This is a genomic window from Sphingomonas desiccabilis (genome assembly GCF_004135605.1).
Taxonomy (GTDB): Bacteria; Pseudomonadota; Alphaproteobacteria; order Sphingomonadales; family Sphingomonadaceae; genus Sphingomonas; species Sphingomonas desiccabilis.
The window spans coordinates 1,548,865-1,564,218 of record NZ_SDPT01000001.1 but is presented as its reverse complement, the minus strand read 5'-3'; the positions used below and the strand labels follow the sequence as shown (position 1 = coordinate 1,564,218).

The window sequence follows — 15,354 nt, the reverse complement described above, 5'->3', positions numbered from 1 at the left end:
CCTCAGATGTCGAAGCGGAGGGAGGCACGCACGGTGCGCGGTGCACCGGGGTAGATCCACAAGGCGCTGTAGGAGCTGGCCGCGTACCGCTCGTCGAACAGATTGTCCGCCTCCAGCCGGAAGCGGAGGTTCTCGGTGAGGGGCGCTTCTATCGCCGCCTTCGCCTTGACATAGCCCGGCAGCAGCACCGGCGTCGCCGCCACCGACCCGGCCCGGTCGCCGACATAAGCAACGCCGCCGCTCAACTGCCAGTCGCCGCGTCCTGTCGGAATGCGGTGCACCACCAGCAGCGTGCCGGAATGCTCCGGCACGTTCAGTACCTCGGGCGTCGGAAAGGCCGCATCGTCCGCCTTCGCATCGAGCCAGGCATAGTTGGCGACGATCTGCCAGCGCTGCCCGAGCCGTGCCGATGCGTCGAGTTCGATCCCGCGGCTGACCAGGCTGCCGACCGGAGCGAGATAGTTCGGATCGACCGGATCAGTGGTGAGGATGTCCTGCTTGCGGATGTCGAACCAGGTCGCCGCCACGTCGATCCCCGGCAGATTGGCGGCAATGCCCAGCTCATAGCCCCGGCCGGTTTCCGGTCCGAAGCCTGCGCCGTTGCGATCCGTTCCTGTGTTGAGCGAGAAGTTCTCGCCCCAATTGGCATGCACCGCGATCGCGTCGCTCAAGCGATAACGGCCGCCGAGGCGGAAGCTCACCGGCTCGTCGATGTTGCGGCCGGTGCCGCCTGTGTTGTTGTTGACGATCTTCTGCCGATAGGGGTCGATCCGCGCGCCGCCGACGAGCGTCAGCCGATCGGTGATCTCCCACATGTCCTGCAGGTAGAAGGTACCCGCCCAGCGGCTCTCGTCATTGTTGGTGAACGGCCGCAGCGGCGCCGCCACCGAGCCATAGACCGGATCGAACAGGTCGATCGCGTAAGGCGCGGTCGCCGACGGATTGATGCGCATCCAGCGCTCGCCATACAGGAAGCGGTACCCTTTCAGCCCGACGCTGAGGCGATGCCGCCCGAGCTGGCCGGCGAGCTCCAGCCGTGCCGACAGATCATCGACGCTGAAGTCGCGCGACCGGCGCTGGCGCCATAGCGACGTGCCGACGATGCGCGACTGGTCCGCCGACAGACCCTTCAGCGTCCCCGTGCGCCAGACGATGCCGCCATTCAGCGTCCAGCCATCCCCGAGATCCGCAAGTCCAGTCAGCTGGTGCTGGTCGTTGCGCGATCTGGTGAGGCCGTTCGAGGGTTCCCCATAATAGTTGGAGCGCGGCAGCGCATTGGCGTCTCCGTCGATCGCCGGAATACCGCGGTCGAACGGGGTATCGAACTGGCTGAACTCGCCCGAATAGGTCAGCCGTACCGCCTCGCTCGGGCGCCAGGTGAGCGACGGCGACACGACGCGACGCCGGATCGACACCGTGTCGCGCCACCCGTCGCTGTCTTCGGCCGCGACCACGATCCGTGCCGCCAGCCTATCACTGAGCGGCCCGGTCGCATCCACTTCCACCCGGCGCGTGTCGAAGGAGCCGTAGCTGATCATGGCGTTGGCGTGGGGCGTGAAGCGTGGCACCTTCGTCACGATGTTGACCCGCCCGCCCGGATCGACATCGCCGAACAGCGCGCCAGCCGGCCCTTTCAGCACTTCGATCCGTTCGGTGGTCGCCGGATCGCGCGGCGGCGCCATGCCGCGGTTCGCCATGAAGCCATTCAGATAATATTCCGCACCCCCATCAGGGGTGCCGAGAAATCCGCGGACGGCAAAGTTGTCGATCACGCCGCCACGATTGTTCTGCTGGCTGAAACCGCTCACCAGTTCGAGTGCGTCGCTCAGGCGGTAAGTGCCTGCCGCGTCCAGTATGTCCCGCTCGATCGACCGGCTCGGGTGCGACATGCGTTCGGTTACGCGATCGGAGGAAAGCGTGCGATCCACGGTGTCGCGCGATCCGAGTACGACGATGTCGTACTGCTCGGCATCTTGCAGAGGCTGGTCGGCTCTGTCCTGGGCCTGCGCGTTGGAGGTCATCGCCCCGGCAGAGAGCGCAAGCCAGAGGGCAGACGAGCGCAGACGCGTAAAGGGCTCAACAGGCACAATCGATATTCTCACGACATGGTATGTTGCATCATCTCATAGGGAATTCCCGTTGCGATGCAACAGAGCCTGTGGGCTTGCCTGTCGCAATGCCGCGCACCGATGCCTGCACCTGGCCCAAGGCTGCTGCACGGCGAGGCCCCGCCGGCATGCGTCGACTGACTCGTGGTGAACTTGCGAGGGAATGCCAAACGCACTTGAAGCCGACCAACATCGGTAACATATGAAGTTGCATGAGAAGAGACAGCCGACTCTCGGGCGTGCTCCACGTCCTGCTCCACATGGCGGAACAGCCGGCTCCGGTCACATCGGAGGCATTGGCGCGTGCGATGGGCACGAACCCCGTGGTGATCCGCAGGATCATGGCGGGCTTGCGCGATCGGGGCTATGTCCGCTCCGGTAAGGGCCATGGCGGCGGCTGGACGATCGCATGCGATCTCGCGACGGTGACGCTCCGCGACGTCTACGAAGCGCTTGGCCGCCCCGAACTCCTGGCGATGGGCAACCGGACCGAGGCGCCAGGCTGCCTTGTCGAGCAGGCGGTGAACGCTGCGCTCGGCGAGGCCTTCGATGAAGCCGAAGCACTGCTGCTCCGTCGGTTCGGCGAAGTCTCGCTTGCTGCACTCAGCGCCGATTTTCACACGCGCCTCGCCGAACTCGGCGGGTCGCTCGCCCTGGAGACCAACCATGCAGCATGATGTCGTCATCGTCGGCGGCGCTTTCGCCGGGCTCGCCGCCGCCACCTATCTCGCCCGTGCGCGGCGGCGCGTCTGCATCATCGACGCGCGCCGGCCGCGCAATCGCTTCGCCGACGCCTCGCACGGCTTTCTCGGCTTCGACGGCGCGGATCCGCAATCGATCCTTACCAAGGCGCGCGGGCAAGTGGCCGGCTATCCAGGCGTGACGATGATCGAAGCGGAGGCGACGCAAGCGCGCACGTATCCTGATGGCTTCGCAGTATCGCTTGCGAGCGGCGAGGAGGTCTCGGCACGCAAGGCTATTCTGGCCTTCGGGCTGCGCGACACGCTGGAGCCGATCCCTGGCCTGCAGGAGCGCTGGGGCAAGACCGTGCTCCACTGTCCCTATTGCCATGGCTTCGAGTTCGCCGACCGGCCCTTGGGCGTGCTGTTCCGAACGGCAATGTCAGCACACCAGGCCTGCCTGATCGCCGAATGGGGGCCGACGACTCTGTTCCTGAACGGCGCGCAGCTCGATTCCGAGAGCGCCGAAAGGCTCGCGAAGCACGGCGTTGCGGTCGAGGCAGGCAAGCTGAAGCGGCTGGTCGGGGAGAATGCCGGCCTGTCTGCCGTGGAGTTCGAGGACGGGCGGACAAGGCCGGTCGAGGCGCTTTATGTGGCCCCACAATCCTGCATGGCGAGTCCGATTGCCGAGCAGCTTGGCGCCGCGATCGACGAAGGTCCGATGGGGCCGGTGATCCGGACCGATGCCGACAAGATGACCACCGTACCCGGCCTCTATGCCGCCGGCGACATCGCACGCGCTCCGCATACGGTCAGCTGGGCGGTTGCCGATGGCGTCACGGCGGGGACCGCTGCTCACCGTGCGCTCGTGTTCGGCTGAACGGCGGCTCCCATGCAACCCTTCACCGACCCCGCGATGGTCGCGACCTATGCGCAGAGCACGCCGCGCAAGGTGCCGGGCTTCGCCGATCTTCATCGCATGGCGACGTTGCTGCTGGCGGAGCGTGCGCCGGCCGCGGCGGACATTCTGGTGGTAGGCGCAGGCGGCGGCCTCGAGCTCAAGGCGTTCGCCGAGGCGCAACCCGGATGGCGTTTCGTCGGCGTGGACCCCTCGGCCGAGATGCTCGACCTCGCGCGCCATGTGTTGGGGCCGCTGGGGGCGTCGGTCGAGCTGCAGCAAGGCTATGTCGACGCTGCCCCCTCGGGTCCGTTCGACGGCGCGACCTGTCTCCTCACGCTCCACTTCCTCAAGCGGGACGAGCGGCTGCACATCCTGCGGGAAATCCATGAACGCCTCAAGCCCGGCGCTGCGCTCGTCGTCGCCCATCACAGCATCCCCGAGACCGGCGATATGGCCCGCTGGCTCGCGCGATCGGTAGCGTTCGCCGGAGGTTCGACGGCCGATCTCGCGCGGGCATCCGCATCGGCCGCGACGATGGCGGAGCGTTTGCCCGTGCTGCCGACAGGTGAGGAGGAGGCAATCCTGACCGAGGCCGGCTTTCGCGAGGTCGCGCTCTTCTATGCCGCCTTCTCCTTCAGGGGCTGGGTCGCATGGGCTTGAGGCAGGCGCCCTGTTCAGGGACGTGCTCGGTGACCCTGCCGGCAGGGCGCCAGAACAGTGCCGGCGGGCGTAGCGACGGAGCTGGTGGCGTCGCCGGACCCGCTATCTGGCTCCCAGGCCGTCCGGTTGCCTGCAGAGGTCCATGTTCGATCGCTCGCGTTCCTGCGAGCATGCCCATGGCGCGTCGCCTCCCGGGTGGAGGATGCAATTGGAAGCGCCGGCGTGCAGATGCACGCCGGCGCCGAAACTCAAAACGAGTGCCGCATGCCGATCGCAAGGCTGCGACCGCGTAGCGGTGACTGGTCCTTCACGAATGAAGTGTGCGCAAAAGCCAGCTCGTTGAGCAGGTTGGTGCCGCGCACATATAGTTCCACCCCTTTGGTCTGCCCAAGGTCGAGGCGGTAGCTGAGCGTGGCATTGAGCATGTCATAACCCGGCGTGCGCGTCTCGTAGGCAGCCAGCTTATCCTGCGCGAAGGTGCGATAGTATTCCACGTCGCCCGACACAGCGCCTGTCGAAACGTCATAACGCGCGCCGAGACGCCCGGGCGGGATGCGCGGCAGATTGTCGTCCTGGCGCTTGAGGTCGGCGTCGACATAGTCGCCGAACAGCGTGAGGCGCGACGATGGGTCGAAGGCGTAGCTCACTTGGCCGTCGATCCCGGCGAAACGCGCATCCGCCGCGGTGTAGATGAGGAAATTGTGCGGTATGCCGGTCTCGGTTTCCGTCTCCTGCAAGCGTGCAAACACATAATCATCCACGCTCTGGTAGAAGAGACCGACCTCGAATTCGAGCGGGCCACCCGCTCTGCGGAACGTCAGGTTGATGGCATCGGTTTTCTCCAGGACATCTTCTGCGGAGAGGCCGGCCTCTCCCAGGATCGGATTGCCGACGGCGAGCCCCAGTTCGTAGCTGTTGGTGGCCAGATTGTTGCCGCGCGCGTAGAGTTCGCGCACGCTTGGGGCACGTTCGGTATGCCCGAGAGAAAGCGCCAGCGCATAACCTTGCCCCACATTCCAGGTAGCGCCCAGCGACGCCGAGAACGGATTGTGCCGCACAGTTGGATTCCGCGCCCGGAACGCGTCGACGTCCTCGCCTTCAAGGATGTTCTTCCACTCGGTTCCATACCATTCGACGAACAGGGCCTCGACCTCCGGGCTCAGCGTGGAGCGCCAAGTCGGCACCGTCACGTCGATCCTGCGCCAGTCCTTGCGCACGGCTGCCTCGATATCGAGCGCGCCGAACGAGCGGCGCTCGGTGAAGAAGATTCCCACATTCTCGGTCAGGAAGTCGGGGTTCCCGTCGAAGCCATAGGCACCCTCAGGGAAGGGCTTGTGGAGGTCGTTGACGTTGATCCCGCCGAACCTGCCGTCGGTATATTGCACGCCAAGCGTGCCGGTGAAGCCAAGAACCGGCTTGTGGGTCAGCTCCAGGCGCCCGTCCCAGACCTCATTCGTGAAGCGCGTGAACAGGAGATCGCCATCGATCTCGTCATGCGCATAATCGGTATAGGAAAGACGCAGCCGGGCGTCGGAGAACCCCGGCAGCAGGTCCGTATAATCTGCACGGACATCCACCCGGTCGCTGCGCAGCCTGATCGCGGCGGTGTGATCGTCCGGCCCGCCGAACGGGTCTTCAAAGCTGCCATGCGCTGCGCAATGGAGGTCGAGGCCATGGGTGTGGCAGACAGCGTTTCGATGGCTGTGGCCGGGAAGCCCATATTCGCTTTCCATTCGCGAATAGGCAGCGCCGATATAGCCCTTCGATGTGACCCAAGAAGCGCCGACGGCATAGCTGGTGCTCTCGGCAAAGGAGTCACGCAATCGGTCCGACCCATAGGCGTCCGGCACGTCGTAATCCTCTGCCGCGCGGCGCGCACCTTCGGCATGAAGCGCGAACTGGCCGACACCCGCGGTTATGCGGCCGACCACCGTCTTTTCCTCGTCGCCGGTGCCGTAGCGAACCTCGGTTGCCCCGCTGACGCCGCCGACCGGAACCGACTTGGGCACCTTGCTGTCGATCAGGTTGATCGCGCCGTTGGTGGCGTTGCCGCCATAGCGGATGGCGGAGGGACCGCGCTGGATTTCGATCGCGTCGAGCAGCAACGGATCGGTGGTGATCGCGTGGTCGGGTGAGACCGAAGACACGTCGAACAGATTGGCGCCGTCGCTCAGCACTTCGATGCGTGGCAAGGTTTGGCCGCGGATCACCGGACGCGAGGCGCCGCCGCCGAAATTATCGAGGTGAATGCCGGGAAGGCCGGCGAGCGTCTCGCCCAGACCGCCCTGCCGCCGGTGGACGAGCGCATCGCCTTCAAGCACTTGAACCGGCAGGGCGCCCTCTTCGGTCTTGAGCGAGCGCCCGGTGACCACGATGTCACTCGAACCGTCCCGCCCGCGCCGTTGCCGATCGTCCTCATCTTGCGCGCCGGACTCTGACTGGCCCCAAGCCACTGACGGCGCAAGCACCAAAGCGGCTGTGGCCAGCAGCGCCGCTGCGCCGCGGTTAGTGGGAAAACGCATAGTCTTGTACTCCGCCCTCATTCGCAGCGGCGAGTACGAAATGATATACCATATCGTCAACGTGCAAAGTCTGGAATGGGGCGGAACGTTGATGTGTCGCGGACCTGGTTGGTCGGCTCGGCCCACATGCCCAAGCACAGGCGTTGCAGCGGAGCTGCGCGTAGGACGCCCGGATGTTCACCTTCCAGGATCGCGTAGCCCAATGCCAGCGTGACAGCTTCCAGGCAGCAACTCGACGCTGCCGAATGACCGGGATGAAGGCGCATTTCTGCCCGGCAGCTCCATCCGGAAACGGCCCAGCGGCTTCTGGGCTGGTCGCGGACTGTCGGCTCTTGGAGCAGCATGTAGCGATAGCGGCCCTCCAAGATGGTGTGCGGACGTAAGTGTTCCGCGACGGGTCAGCTCGCCTACGGATGGATGTAGCGTCACACATTCGCCATATCCCATGCGCAATGCTTCCGCCGTAGAAGCGATAACCCGCGCGTCTTTGAAGCTCATCCCGCCGATCGGTAACGCCAGCGTTAATCGCATGCCCGCGACCGTCAATTTCTTCCGCCACCAGTAGCTGCTGCCGCGCAACGCCACGTTCGAAAAGCCCATTCCGCCACCCTATGGGGTACAGCGAGCGGTACAGTCGGGGGTGCGACCGTCCCTGATCGCCGTCGTTAAGAAGCGAAATCAGAGACTTAGATGCGAATGGTCGGGGAGACAGGATTCGAACCTGCGACATCCTGCTCCCAAAGCAGGCGCGCTACCAGACTGCGCCACTCCCCGACGCGGCCTTGCCCTTAGGCTGACCCCCTGCACCGGGGCAAGCGGCAATATCGCCCGCGGCAATATAAGGCAGAAGGCGGCAGGCACGCACGCGACGGCTCCCGAAACGGCCTCGGACGGTGTCGTGGGATCGCGGAGGCTTCGCCGGCCCGTGCGTCCGAGCGGTGAAGCGTCAGAGCGCGAAAGGAATGGGCGGCGGATCGGTGGTACGCGCAACCTCTCCCCCGCGCAGGCAAAAGAAAAGGGCGCCCCGTTGCCGGGACGCCCCTTCTAACCGGTCCGTCCGGATGAACCGGACGGGCGTCGGATCACATGGCGTTGGTTGCGCCCGCGTCCTCGACGTTGTCGGCTGCCTCGTGCAGGTTGTCAGCCTGGTTCTCGAGAGCGGCTTCCGAACCCTCGGTGGTGGCGTTGTCGGCCATGTCTTCCATGTTGTCGGCCATCATCTCGAGGTTGTCCGCCTGCGCGTCAGCCGCGTTTTCAGCCGGAGTGTTCGAACCGCAGGCCGTGAGCGACAGCAGGCCGGCGGCAGCAGCGACAAGAACGATCTTCTTCATTCGGGTGCTCCCAAGCAATCCAAAGTTCGCGGCCGGCCCGTCGCCGTCGCGAGGCTGCCGCAATAACGTTCGCGTCTGCGGCGTCAATCCCGCAAATTCATCCGCGTGTCATCATCGCGGCATTGTTGTGGCAATCAGTGGCCCGCAGCAGGGCGGGGAACGGCCCCGATCTCCTCCGGCGCGTCGGCCACTACCGCCAGCATCGCCGTCCAGGCAGCGACATTCTGCTGCAACTGCGCACGATCGATCTTGTCCAGCGTGTCGTCCGGCGTGTGGTGGTAGTCGAAGTAGCGGGTGCCGTCCTGCGTCAGGTCTACCGCGGCGACACCCAGGGCGAGCGTCGGTGCGATATCGGTGCCGTCGCCCGCCACCGCATTTCCGCGGGTGATGCCGAGCGGTGCGAGTGCCGTCTGCAGCCGGTCGGCGATCGCGGCTGCGCTGGCGGGAAGGGCGGTGTCGAACTTCCACACCCGATCGGCGCCGAAATCCGATTCGGCCGCCAGCGCGTGCCGCTCGCCCGCGTGCGCCTTGGCATAGGCGGTGCCGCCGAAGCCGCCGACCTCCTCGGCACCGAACCACACGACGCGGATGGTGCGCCGCGGCCGGCCGGCTGCCATGATGCGCTTGGCGGCCGCAGCGGTGATCGCAACGCCGCTCGCATCGTCGATCGCGCCGGTGCCCTGGTCCCAGCTGTCGAGATGGCCGCCGATCAGCACGACGCCCGCCTTGGGATCGCGACCGGGAACTTCGGCAATGACGTTGCCGGACTCGCGCGTGCCGATCTGCCGCGGGGTGAGCAGCAGCTTCACGCGGACGGGCTTGCCGCGTTCGAGCACGCGCTCCAGCTGTTCGGCGTCGGGGAGCGAAAGCGCGGCCGCCGGGATCGGCGCCACGCCTTCGGGGAAGGTGGTCACGCCGGTGTGCGCGTTGCGATGATAGTCGGTGCCGATCGAGCGGATCAGGATCGCGGCCGCGCCCTTGCGCGAGGCGATCGCCGGGCCGGCGCGGCGGACCTGGCCGAACGGGCCGTAGCTCGACCCGTCCTGCGCCGCGTGCATCGCATGGCTGACAAAGGCGATCTTGCCCGCGACGCGTGCGGCGGGTGCTGCTTCCAGGTCGGCGAGGGTCGGGAAGTAGACCACTTCCGCTTCCAGGCCTTCCGCCGAGGTCGCGCCGGAATTGCCGAGCGCGGCGAGTTGGAGCTGCTGGGGGAAGGGGGCGATGATCGACGCCTTCTCCTCGCCGCGCACCCAGACCGGCATCTGATAGGGTTCGACGCGCACGTTGCTGAAGCCCAGCGCCTTGAGCTTGGCCACGGCCCAGGTGCGCGCCCTGGCCTCGTCATCGGTGCCTGCGAGGCGCGGCCCGATCTCGGTGGTGAGTCCCTCGGTGATGTCCCAGGCGATCTCGTCCTTCAGCGCGGCATCGCGGAGCTTCGCGACCTGGGCGGGGGACATCTGCGCCATCGCAGGCAATGGCAGGGTAAGGGCGGCGAGCAGAAGGGCAGGCTTGAGCGGCATGGGCGTTCCGTCATGGGAGTGGCATGGGGAGCCCGACGCCCCCCAATTGCGCATGATGCGGTGCAGTACCGTCGGGCGCAAGCCGCCGGGCCCCGCGTTGCCAATCGCGCCTCGGATCGCTATGTCCCGGTGCGAAAATCCCAGACCTGTAGACCCGCTTTCTTGGAGACCCCTGTGGCCGCCCAATACGCCTTCGTCATGAAGGACATGACGAAAACCTTCCCCGGCGCGCAGAAGCCGGTGCTGTCCAATATCAACCTGCAGTTCTACCAGGGTGCCAAGATCGGCATCGTCGGCCCGAACGGCGCCGGCAAGTCGACCCTGATGAAGATCATGGCCGGCGTCGACAAGGACTTCACCGGCGAAGCCTGGCCGGGCGAGAACATCACCGTCGGCTATCTGGAGCAGGAGCCGCAGCTCGACACCTCCAAGACGGTGCTGGAGAACGTCAAGGATGGCGCGCGCGAGGTGGCCGACATGGTCGATCGCTTCAACGCGATCTCGGCCGAGATGGGCGACCCGAAGGACGACACCGACTTCGACGCCCTGATGGAAGAGATGGGCACGCTCCAGGAAAAGATCGACGCGGTCGATGGCTGGACGCTCGACAACCAGCTCGAGGTGGCGATGGAGGCCCTGCGCTGCCCGCCGTCCGACTGGCCGGTCGAGAACCTGTCCGGCGGTGAGAAGCGCCGCATCGCGCTCACCCGCCTGCTGATCCAGAAGCCGTCGATCCTGCTGCTCGACGAGCCGACCAACCACCTCGATGCCGAAAGCGTGAAGTGGCTGGAAAACCACCTGAAGGAATATGCGGGGGCGGTCCTGATGATCACCCACGATCGCTACTTCCTGGACAATGTGGTGGGTTGGATCCTCGAGATCGACCGCGGCAAGTACTTCCCGTACGAGGGCAACTATTCGACCTATCTGGAAAAGAAGGCGAAGCGCCTGGAGCAGGAGGACCGCGAGGCTTCCGGCCGCCAGAAGGCAATCAAGGACGAGCTGGAGTGGATCCGGCAGGGCGCCAAGGCCCGCCAGACCAAATCCAAGGCTCGTATCGCCAAGTTCGAGCAGCTGGTCGCCTCGCAGGACACCCGCAAGCCGAGCGGCGCGCAGATCGTCATCCAGGTGCCCGAGCGGCTGGGCGGCAAGGTCATCGAGGCCAAGGGCCTGACCAAGTCCTATGGCGACAAGCTGCTGTTCGAGAACCTGGACTTCTCGCTTCCTCCCGGCGGCATCGTCGGCGTGATCGGCCCGAACGGTGCCGGCAAGTCGACGCTGTTCAAGCTGCTGACCGGTCAGGAACAGCCGGATTCGGGCGAGATCGACATCGGCACCACCGTGCGCCTCGGCTATGTCGACCAGAGCCGCGATCACCTCGACCAGAAGAAGAACGTCTGGGAGGAGATCTCCGACGGGCTCGACTATGTGAAGGTCAACGGCCACGACATGTCGACCCGCGCCTATGTCGGCGCGTTCAACTTCAAGGGCCAGGACCAGCAGAAGAACGTCGGCAAGCTGTCGGGCGGTGAGCGCAACCGCGTCCACATCGCCAAGATGCTCAAGAAGGGCGGCAACGTGCTGCTGCTCGACGAACCGACCAACGACCTCGACGTGGAAACGCTGGGCGCGCTGGAAGAGGCGATCGAGAATTTCGCGGGCTGCGCCGTGGTCATCAGCCACGATCGCTTCTTTCTCGACCGTCTCGCGACCCATATCCTGGCATTCGAGGGCAACAGCCACGTCGAATGGTTCGAGGGCAACTTCGAAGCCTATGAGGAAGACAAGCGCCGTCGCCTGGGCGACGCCGCCGATCGTCCGACGAGCCTTGCGTACAAGAAGCTGACGCGCTGATCGCGTCTTTTTCGAACATCCGGGAGGGGCGGGGGCCAGGTGCCGCCCGCCCCTTTCTATTGCCTTCACGGCGCGGTCAGCGGGTCCCAAACCCGGCGATCAGGCGTTAGGGAGGCCTATGCGTTCGATTCTTGGCCTCGCTTTCGCCGCTCCGCTGCTCTTCCTCGCCACCCCAGCACTGCCACAGGCGACGCCGGCGCCCGGTACCGTGCGCGTGCGCCTGGTCACTTCGGCCGGGCCTATCGTTCTGGCGCTGGACGGGAAACGCGCTCCGAAGACCACCGCGAATTTCCTGAAATACGTCGACGACGGCCGGCTCGACGGAACGAAATTCTATCGTTCCGCGCCGCGGAAGGGCAATCCGAAGCAGGGGTTCATCCAAGGCGGCGTCGGGACGGACGCGCGCCGGACCTTGAGCCCTGTCGTGCTGGAGGCCACCGACAAGACCGGCATCCGCCACCTCGATGGCGTCGTTTCGATGGCGCACGCCGCCAACCCGGATTCGGCCACGGGCAATTTCTCGATCATGGTGGGGCCGAACCCGTCGCTGGACGCGCGCGGCAGCTATCGCGGCTACGCAGCCTTCGGGCGTGTGGTGAGCGGAATGGACATCGTCCGCAAGATCCTGGCGCTGCCGACCTGCTGCGGACGCGAGGCGATGAAGGGACAGATGATCGTCAAGCCCGTGCAGATCCTGCGGGCGCAGCGACTAGACGGGGTTCCCCGGCCGACGGGGTTGAGCAAGCCCTGGCTGCTGAACGTCCGCCGCTAGAGCCGATCAGGCGAAGCCCAGCCGGAGCCCCCTGCGCGGAAGCGTCGGGAACCGGTTGTGGGGGATGCTCAGGTCCTGCGGCGGGAGGCGGTGTTCGGTGGCGAGCAGGAGCGGCACCAATCGCCGCAGCAGCGCAAGGGTGATCCACTCGCCGGGGCAGCGGTGATCGTCCGCATGGGCTCCGGCGCCTTGCGGAACCAGGGCGAAAGCGCCGGGCTCCCGATCGAGGAAGCGTTCCGGGCGGAACGCTTCCGGTGCCTCCCATAGTCGCGGATCGTGGTTGGTGGCGTGCAGCCCCAGCAACACCCAGTCGCCCCGGCCGAACGCGTGGCCGCGGAACCGGAAGGGCGTCCGGACGCGGCCACCAATGACCGGAAAGAACGGGTAGAAGCGCCGCACCTCCTGCGCGAAGGCCTGTAGCCGCGCGGGTTCGCGATCCTTCACAAAGGCTGCAGCGCCCCGCTGCCGGTGGAGCGCGAGCGTGGCGAAGCACAGGAAGCGGGAAACGGCGACCGTCGGCCGCACGATGTTGAGCAGTTCCACGCCCGCGGTGCGCAGGTCCAGCAGTTCGCCGTCGAGGTCGCGGAAGCCGGCGAGGCGCGCGATCGGCGTGTCCTTCCTGACCGCCAGCGTCCCGTCGCGTACATGCCTCACCACCTCGCGGGCCCAGTGCTCGGCACCCCGGCGCAGTGCCAGGCCCCGCCAGGCGCGGGGGCCGACGCTGCCGGCGCCACCGATCATCGCCAGCATCTCGCGGGTACGGCGGCGCAGCGCATCGTTCTCCACCGGAACGCCCAGCCAATCGCAGGCGGCGCCGCACAGCAATCGCCCGAACGCCTCGTGCATCCGCACCTCCGCGCGTCCTTGCCAGCGAGGCAAGTCGGCATGCCAGCGGCGCTCGAAGGCGTCCGCCAGGGCCTCGGCCGGATCGCCGACCATCATCGACAGAAACAGCTGCTTGCGATGGCGGTGCGCTGCGCCGTCCAGGGCCTGCACGCTGCCCTTGTCCTGCAACTGGCGAAGCGTCGTCTGCGGCATGGCGCCGGCGCGGGTGAAGCTATCCCCATCGTAGAAGCGGCGCGCCGCCTCTTCGCCCATCATGCACACGACCGGCCGGAGCAGGATGCGGGCGCGGAACACGTCGCTTCCGAGTGCCCGGCAGCGGTTGCCGATCCAGTCATATCCTTCGGAAAAGAAGGCGCGTGTGCTGTCGAGTGCGGGATCCCGGGGAAGCTCCATCCCGACAGAAGCGCCGGAGCCGCCGGAGCGTTCCCCGATCAGCGCACCCGCTTCACGAACACCCCGTTGTCCCGCCGCTCGACCTGGAAGTTCGGCACCTGCTCGATCAGGTCGGAAAGACGCGCAAAGCCGTAGTTGCGGGTATCGAAGCTTGAGCGGTTTCCGGCGCGCTGCCCCACTTCCGATAGGCTGGCGAACTTCTGCGCGTCTTGGCGGGACTGCGCATAGGCGTCCACCAGCAGCTTCACGAGGGCAGCATCGACCTTGCGCTTCTGGTTGGCGGCCGCGGATTCCACCGGCGCGGGCTTTCCTGCCGGCGCCGTCGTGCTGGCCGGAGCGGGCTTGGCCGCTTCGCGCGTCCGGCCGATCGCAGGCGGCAGAACCAGTTCCGGCTCCGGTTCCGCCTCGCTCTGCAACGCGCGGGCGCGCGAGACGTCGATGAAGCGGCTGCAGGATTCGCGGAAGCCCTCGGGCGTGCGGTCGGTGCCGAAGCCATAGACCGGTACCCCCTCCTGCCGGATGCGCTGGGCCAGCGGCATGAAGTCGCTGTCGGAGGACATGATGCCAAAGCCCGTGATTCGCCCGCGGAACAGCAGGTCCATCGCGTCGATCGTCATCTTCATGTCGGTGGCGTTCTTGCCCTTGGTGACGTCGAACTGCTGGAACGGCTCGATGCCATAGCGCAGCGTCAGGTCGGCCCAGCCTTTCAGCGCGGGCTTGCGCCAGTTGCCGTAGATGCGCCGGACGTTGACCGTGCCTAGCTCCGCCAGGACCGTGAGCACATAGTCCAGCGACGCGTGAGACGCGTTGTCGGCGTCGATCAGCAGCGCGACGTTGCCCGTGGGGGCGGTCGGGTGGGGGGAGGGGCGATCCATGGCGTTTCCCTAGAGCAGCCGGCGACCGTTGGCGATGCGGGCAGAACCGAAAACGGGCCCCCGCTGGTGGCGAGGGCCCGTCCGCGCGACGAACTCGCGAAGGCTGTCGCCTTCGATGCTCAGGCGTCGGGCGCACGCTGATTGCGGCGCGCCTGGTCGTTGTGGATCGCGTCGTCCTTCTTGGGGCGGGTGAGCGCTTCGGGATCGAGCGCCTGCGCCACCTCGTTCTGGCTGGCCACGTCACGCTGCAGGTTCCCGCCCGCGCTGCTTGCGGTGGCGGGCGCATCCTCGGCCGCGTCGATCACGGCGCGGTCGTCGTGGATGCGGGCACTTTCGGTGCGCGGATTTTCCATGGTTGCTCTCCTTCGCCGCTATCAATCGACGAAGGGGCAGGGGCGTTCCGTCAGCCGGCCGGATAGGTGATGGCGATCACCTCATATTCGCGCTCGCCCGCCGGCAGCATCACGCGGCGCAGATCGCCCACGGCGGCGCCGCGCAGGGCCCGGGCGAGGGGGGCGTTCCAGCCGATCCGCCCGCTCGCGGCCTCCGCCTCGTCGTCGCCGACCAAGGTCAGCACGCGCTGGTTGTCGTCCTCGTCCGCGATGGTGAGGGTGGCGCCGAACCAGGCGCGGCTGCGGTCCGGCTGCTGCGCGGGATCGACGACCTTGGCCGCCCTCATCCGCTTGGCGAGCCAGCCGAGCCGCCGGTCGATCTCGCGCAGCCGCTTGCGACCGTAGATATAGTCGCCGTTCTCCGAACGATCGCCGTTGCCGGCGGCCCAGGAGATGGTCTCCACCAGCTTCGGCCGCTCGGTCGCGAACAGCGCGTCATATTCCGCCTTCAACGCCGAATAGCCGGCCGGCGTGATGTAGTTCGGGCGATCCATGGGCAA

At 66.5% G+C, this 15,354-nt stretch carries 13 protein-coding genes and 1 tRNA gene; 5 read left to right on the top strand and 9 right to left on the bottom strand.

The annotated features are described in order from the left end of the window. Nucleotides 1–2 precede the first annotated feature (2 nt). Nucleotides 3–2,021 (bottom strand): TonB-dependent siderophore receptor, encoded by a 2,019-nt coding sequence (locus EO081_RS07320; RefSeq protein ID WP_129341188.1) that lies wholly within the window; start codon nucleotides 2,019–2,021, stop codon nucleotides 3–5. A 299-nt stretch (nucleotides 2,022–2,320) separates the two neighbouring features. Between EO081_RS07320 and EO081_RS07315 the strand changes: the two genes are divergently transcribed. From EO081_RS07315 to EO081_RS07305, 3 genes are read left to right on the top strand one after another with little or no spacing between them, the layout of a single operon-like run. Beyond that, nucleotides 2,321–2,785 carry an Rrf2 family transcriptional regulator gene (locus EO081_RS07315; RefSeq protein WP_129341187.1) on the top strand — a complete coding sequence of 155 codons (465 nt, stop codon included), beginning with the start codon at nucleotides 2,321–2,323 and terminating at the stop codon, nucleotides 2,783–2,785. After that, a complete protein-coding gene (locus tag EO081_RS07310) occupies nucleotides 2,775–3,668 on the top strand; it encodes an NAD(P)/FAD-dependent oxidoreductase (protein ID WP_129341186.1) in 894 nt (297 codons plus the stop codon). The genes EO081_RS07315 and EO081_RS07310 overlap by 11 nt, the downstream gene beginning before the upstream one ends. Nucleotides 3,669–3,680: 12 nt before the next feature. After that, nucleotides 3,681–4,349: a class I SAM-dependent methyltransferase gene (locus EO081_RS07305; protein WP_129341185.1), complete on the top strand. Its 669-nt coding sequence runs from the start codon at nucleotides 3,681–3,683 to the stop codon at nucleotides 4,347–4,349. 248 nt (nucleotides 4,350–4,597) lie between these two features. Here the strand turns inward: EO081_RS07305 and EO081_RS07300 are convergent, their stop codons facing one another. From EO081_RS07300 to EO081_RS07285, 4 genes are all read right to left on the bottom strand, one after another. Beyond that, on the bottom strand, nucleotides 4,598–6,871 hold the full coding sequence (locus EO081_RS07300) for a TonB-dependent receptor domain-containing protein (protein ID WP_129341184.1): 2,274 nt from the start codon (nucleotides 6,869–6,871) through the stop codon (nucleotides 4,598–4,600). A gap of 697 nt (nucleotides 6,872–7,568) precedes the next feature. Then, nucleotides 7,569–7,645: transfer RNA gene (locus EO081_RS07295), tRNA-Pro, on the bottom strand. Between the two features lie 308 nt (nucleotides 7,646–7,953). After that, nucleotides 7,954–8,202 (bottom strand): hypothetical protein, encoded by a 249-nt coding sequence (locus EO081_RS07290; RefSeq protein WP_129341183.1) that lies wholly within the window; start codon nucleotides 8,200–8,202, stop codon nucleotides 7,954–7,956. A 134-nt stretch (nucleotides 8,203–8,336) separates the two neighbouring features. Continuing rightward, on the bottom strand, nucleotides 8,337–9,722 hold the full coding sequence (locus EO081_RS07285) for a M20/M25/M40 family metallo-hydrolase (protein WP_129341182.1): 1,386 nt from the start codon (nucleotides 9,720–9,722) through the stop codon (nucleotides 8,337–8,339). A 174-nt stretch (nucleotides 9,723–9,896) separates the two neighbouring features. Here EO081_RS07285 and ettA point away from each other — a divergent pair, with 174 nt between their 5' ends. Next, the gene (gene ettA / locus EO081_RS07280) at nucleotides 9,897–11,576 is read left to right on the top strand and encodes an energy-dependent translational throttle protein EttA (protein ID WP_129341181.1); all 1,680 of its coding nucleotides are present in this window, start codon (nucleotides 9,897–9,899) and stop codon (nucleotides 11,574–11,576) included. A gap of 118 nt (nucleotides 11,577–11,694) precedes the next feature. Next, nucleotides 11,695–12,348 carry a peptidylprolyl isomerase gene (locus EO081_RS07275; RefSeq protein WP_129341180.1) on the top strand — a complete coding sequence of 218 codons (654 nt, stop codon included), beginning with the start codon at nucleotides 11,695–11,697 and terminating at the stop codon, nucleotides 12,346–12,348. 6 nt (nucleotides 12,349–12,354) lie between these two features. On the opposite strand, the gene EO081_RS07270 is transcribed toward EO081_RS07275, so the two are convergent. The 4 genes from EO081_RS07270 to greB form a co-directional block, all read right to left on the bottom strand. After that, nucleotides 12,355–13,587: a cytochrome P450 gene (locus tag EO081_RS07270; protein ID WP_129341179.1), complete on the bottom strand. Its 1,233-nt coding sequence runs from the start codon at nucleotides 13,585–13,587 to the stop codon at nucleotides 12,355–12,357. Between the two features lie 38 nt (nucleotides 13,588–13,625). Further along, the gene (locus EO081_RS07265; protein ID WP_129341178.1) at nucleotides 13,626–14,462 is read right to left on the bottom strand and encodes an NYN domain-containing protein; all 837 of its coding nucleotides are present in this window, start codon (nucleotides 14,460–14,462) and stop codon (nucleotides 13,626–13,628) included. A gap of 119 nt (nucleotides 14,463–14,581) precedes the next feature. Then, nucleotides 14,582–14,815: a hypothetical protein gene (locus EO081_RS07260; RefSeq protein ID WP_129341177.1), complete on the bottom strand. Its 234-nt coding sequence runs from the start codon at nucleotides 14,813–14,815 to the stop codon at nucleotides 14,582–14,584. Nucleotides 14,816–14,865: 50 nt separating this feature from the next. Further along, nucleotides 14,866–15,348 (bottom strand): transcription elongation factor GreB, encoded by a 483-nt coding sequence (greB, locus tag EO081_RS07255; RefSeq protein ID WP_129341176.1) that lies wholly within the window; start codon nucleotides 15,346–15,348, stop codon nucleotides 14,866–14,868. Between the last annotated feature and the right edge of the window lie 6 nt (nucleotides 15,349–15,354).

Coding starts and splice junctions, on each gene's coding strand:
- EO081_RS07285 (WP_129341182.1), bottom strand. CDS start 9,722: ATGCCGCTCAAGCCTGCCCTTCTGCTCGCCGCCCTTACCCTGCCATTG.
- EO081_RS07265 (WP_129341178.1), bottom strand. CDS start 14,462: ATGGATCGCCCCTCCCCCCACCCGACCGCCCCCACGGGCAACGTCGCG.
- EO081_RS07275 (WP_129341180.1), top strand. CDS start 11,695: ATGCGTTCGATTCTTGGCCTCGCTTTCGCCGCTCCGCTGCTCTTCCTC.
- EO081_RS07270 (WP_129341179.1), bottom strand. CDS start 13,587: ATGGAGCTTCCCCGGGATCCCGCACTCGACAGCACACGCGCCTTCTTT.
- EO081_RS07300 (WP_129341184.1), bottom strand. CDS start 6,871: ATGCGTTTTCCCACTAACCGCGGCGCAGCGGCGCTGCTGGCCACAGCC.
- EO081_RS07290 (WP_129341183.1), bottom strand. CDS start 8,202: ATGAAGAAGATCGTTCTTGTCGCTGCTGCCGCCGGCCTGCTGTCGCTC.
- EO081_RS07305 (WP_129341185.1), top strand. CDS start 3,681: ATGCAACCCTTCACCGACCCCGCGATGGTCGCGACCTATGCGCAGAGC.
- EO081_RS07320 (WP_129341188.1), bottom strand. CDS start 2,021: ATGACCTCCAACGCGCAGGCCCAGGACAGAGCCGACCAGCCTCTGCAA.
- EO081_RS07260 (WP_129341177.1), bottom strand. CDS start 14,815: ATGGAAAATCCGCGCACCGAAAGTGCCCGCATCCACGACGACCGCGCC.
- EO081_RS07315 (WP_129341187.1), top strand. CDS start 2,321: ATGAGAAGAGACAGCCGACTCTCGGGCGTGCTCCACGTCCTGCTCCAC.
- greB (WP_129341176.1), bottom strand. CDS start 15,348: ATGGATCGCCCGAACTACATCACGCCGGCCGGCTATTCGGCGTTGAAG.
- EO081_RS07310 (WP_129341186.1), top strand. CDS start 2,775: ATGCAGCATGATGTCGTCATCGTCGGCGGCGCTTTCGCCGGGCTCGCC.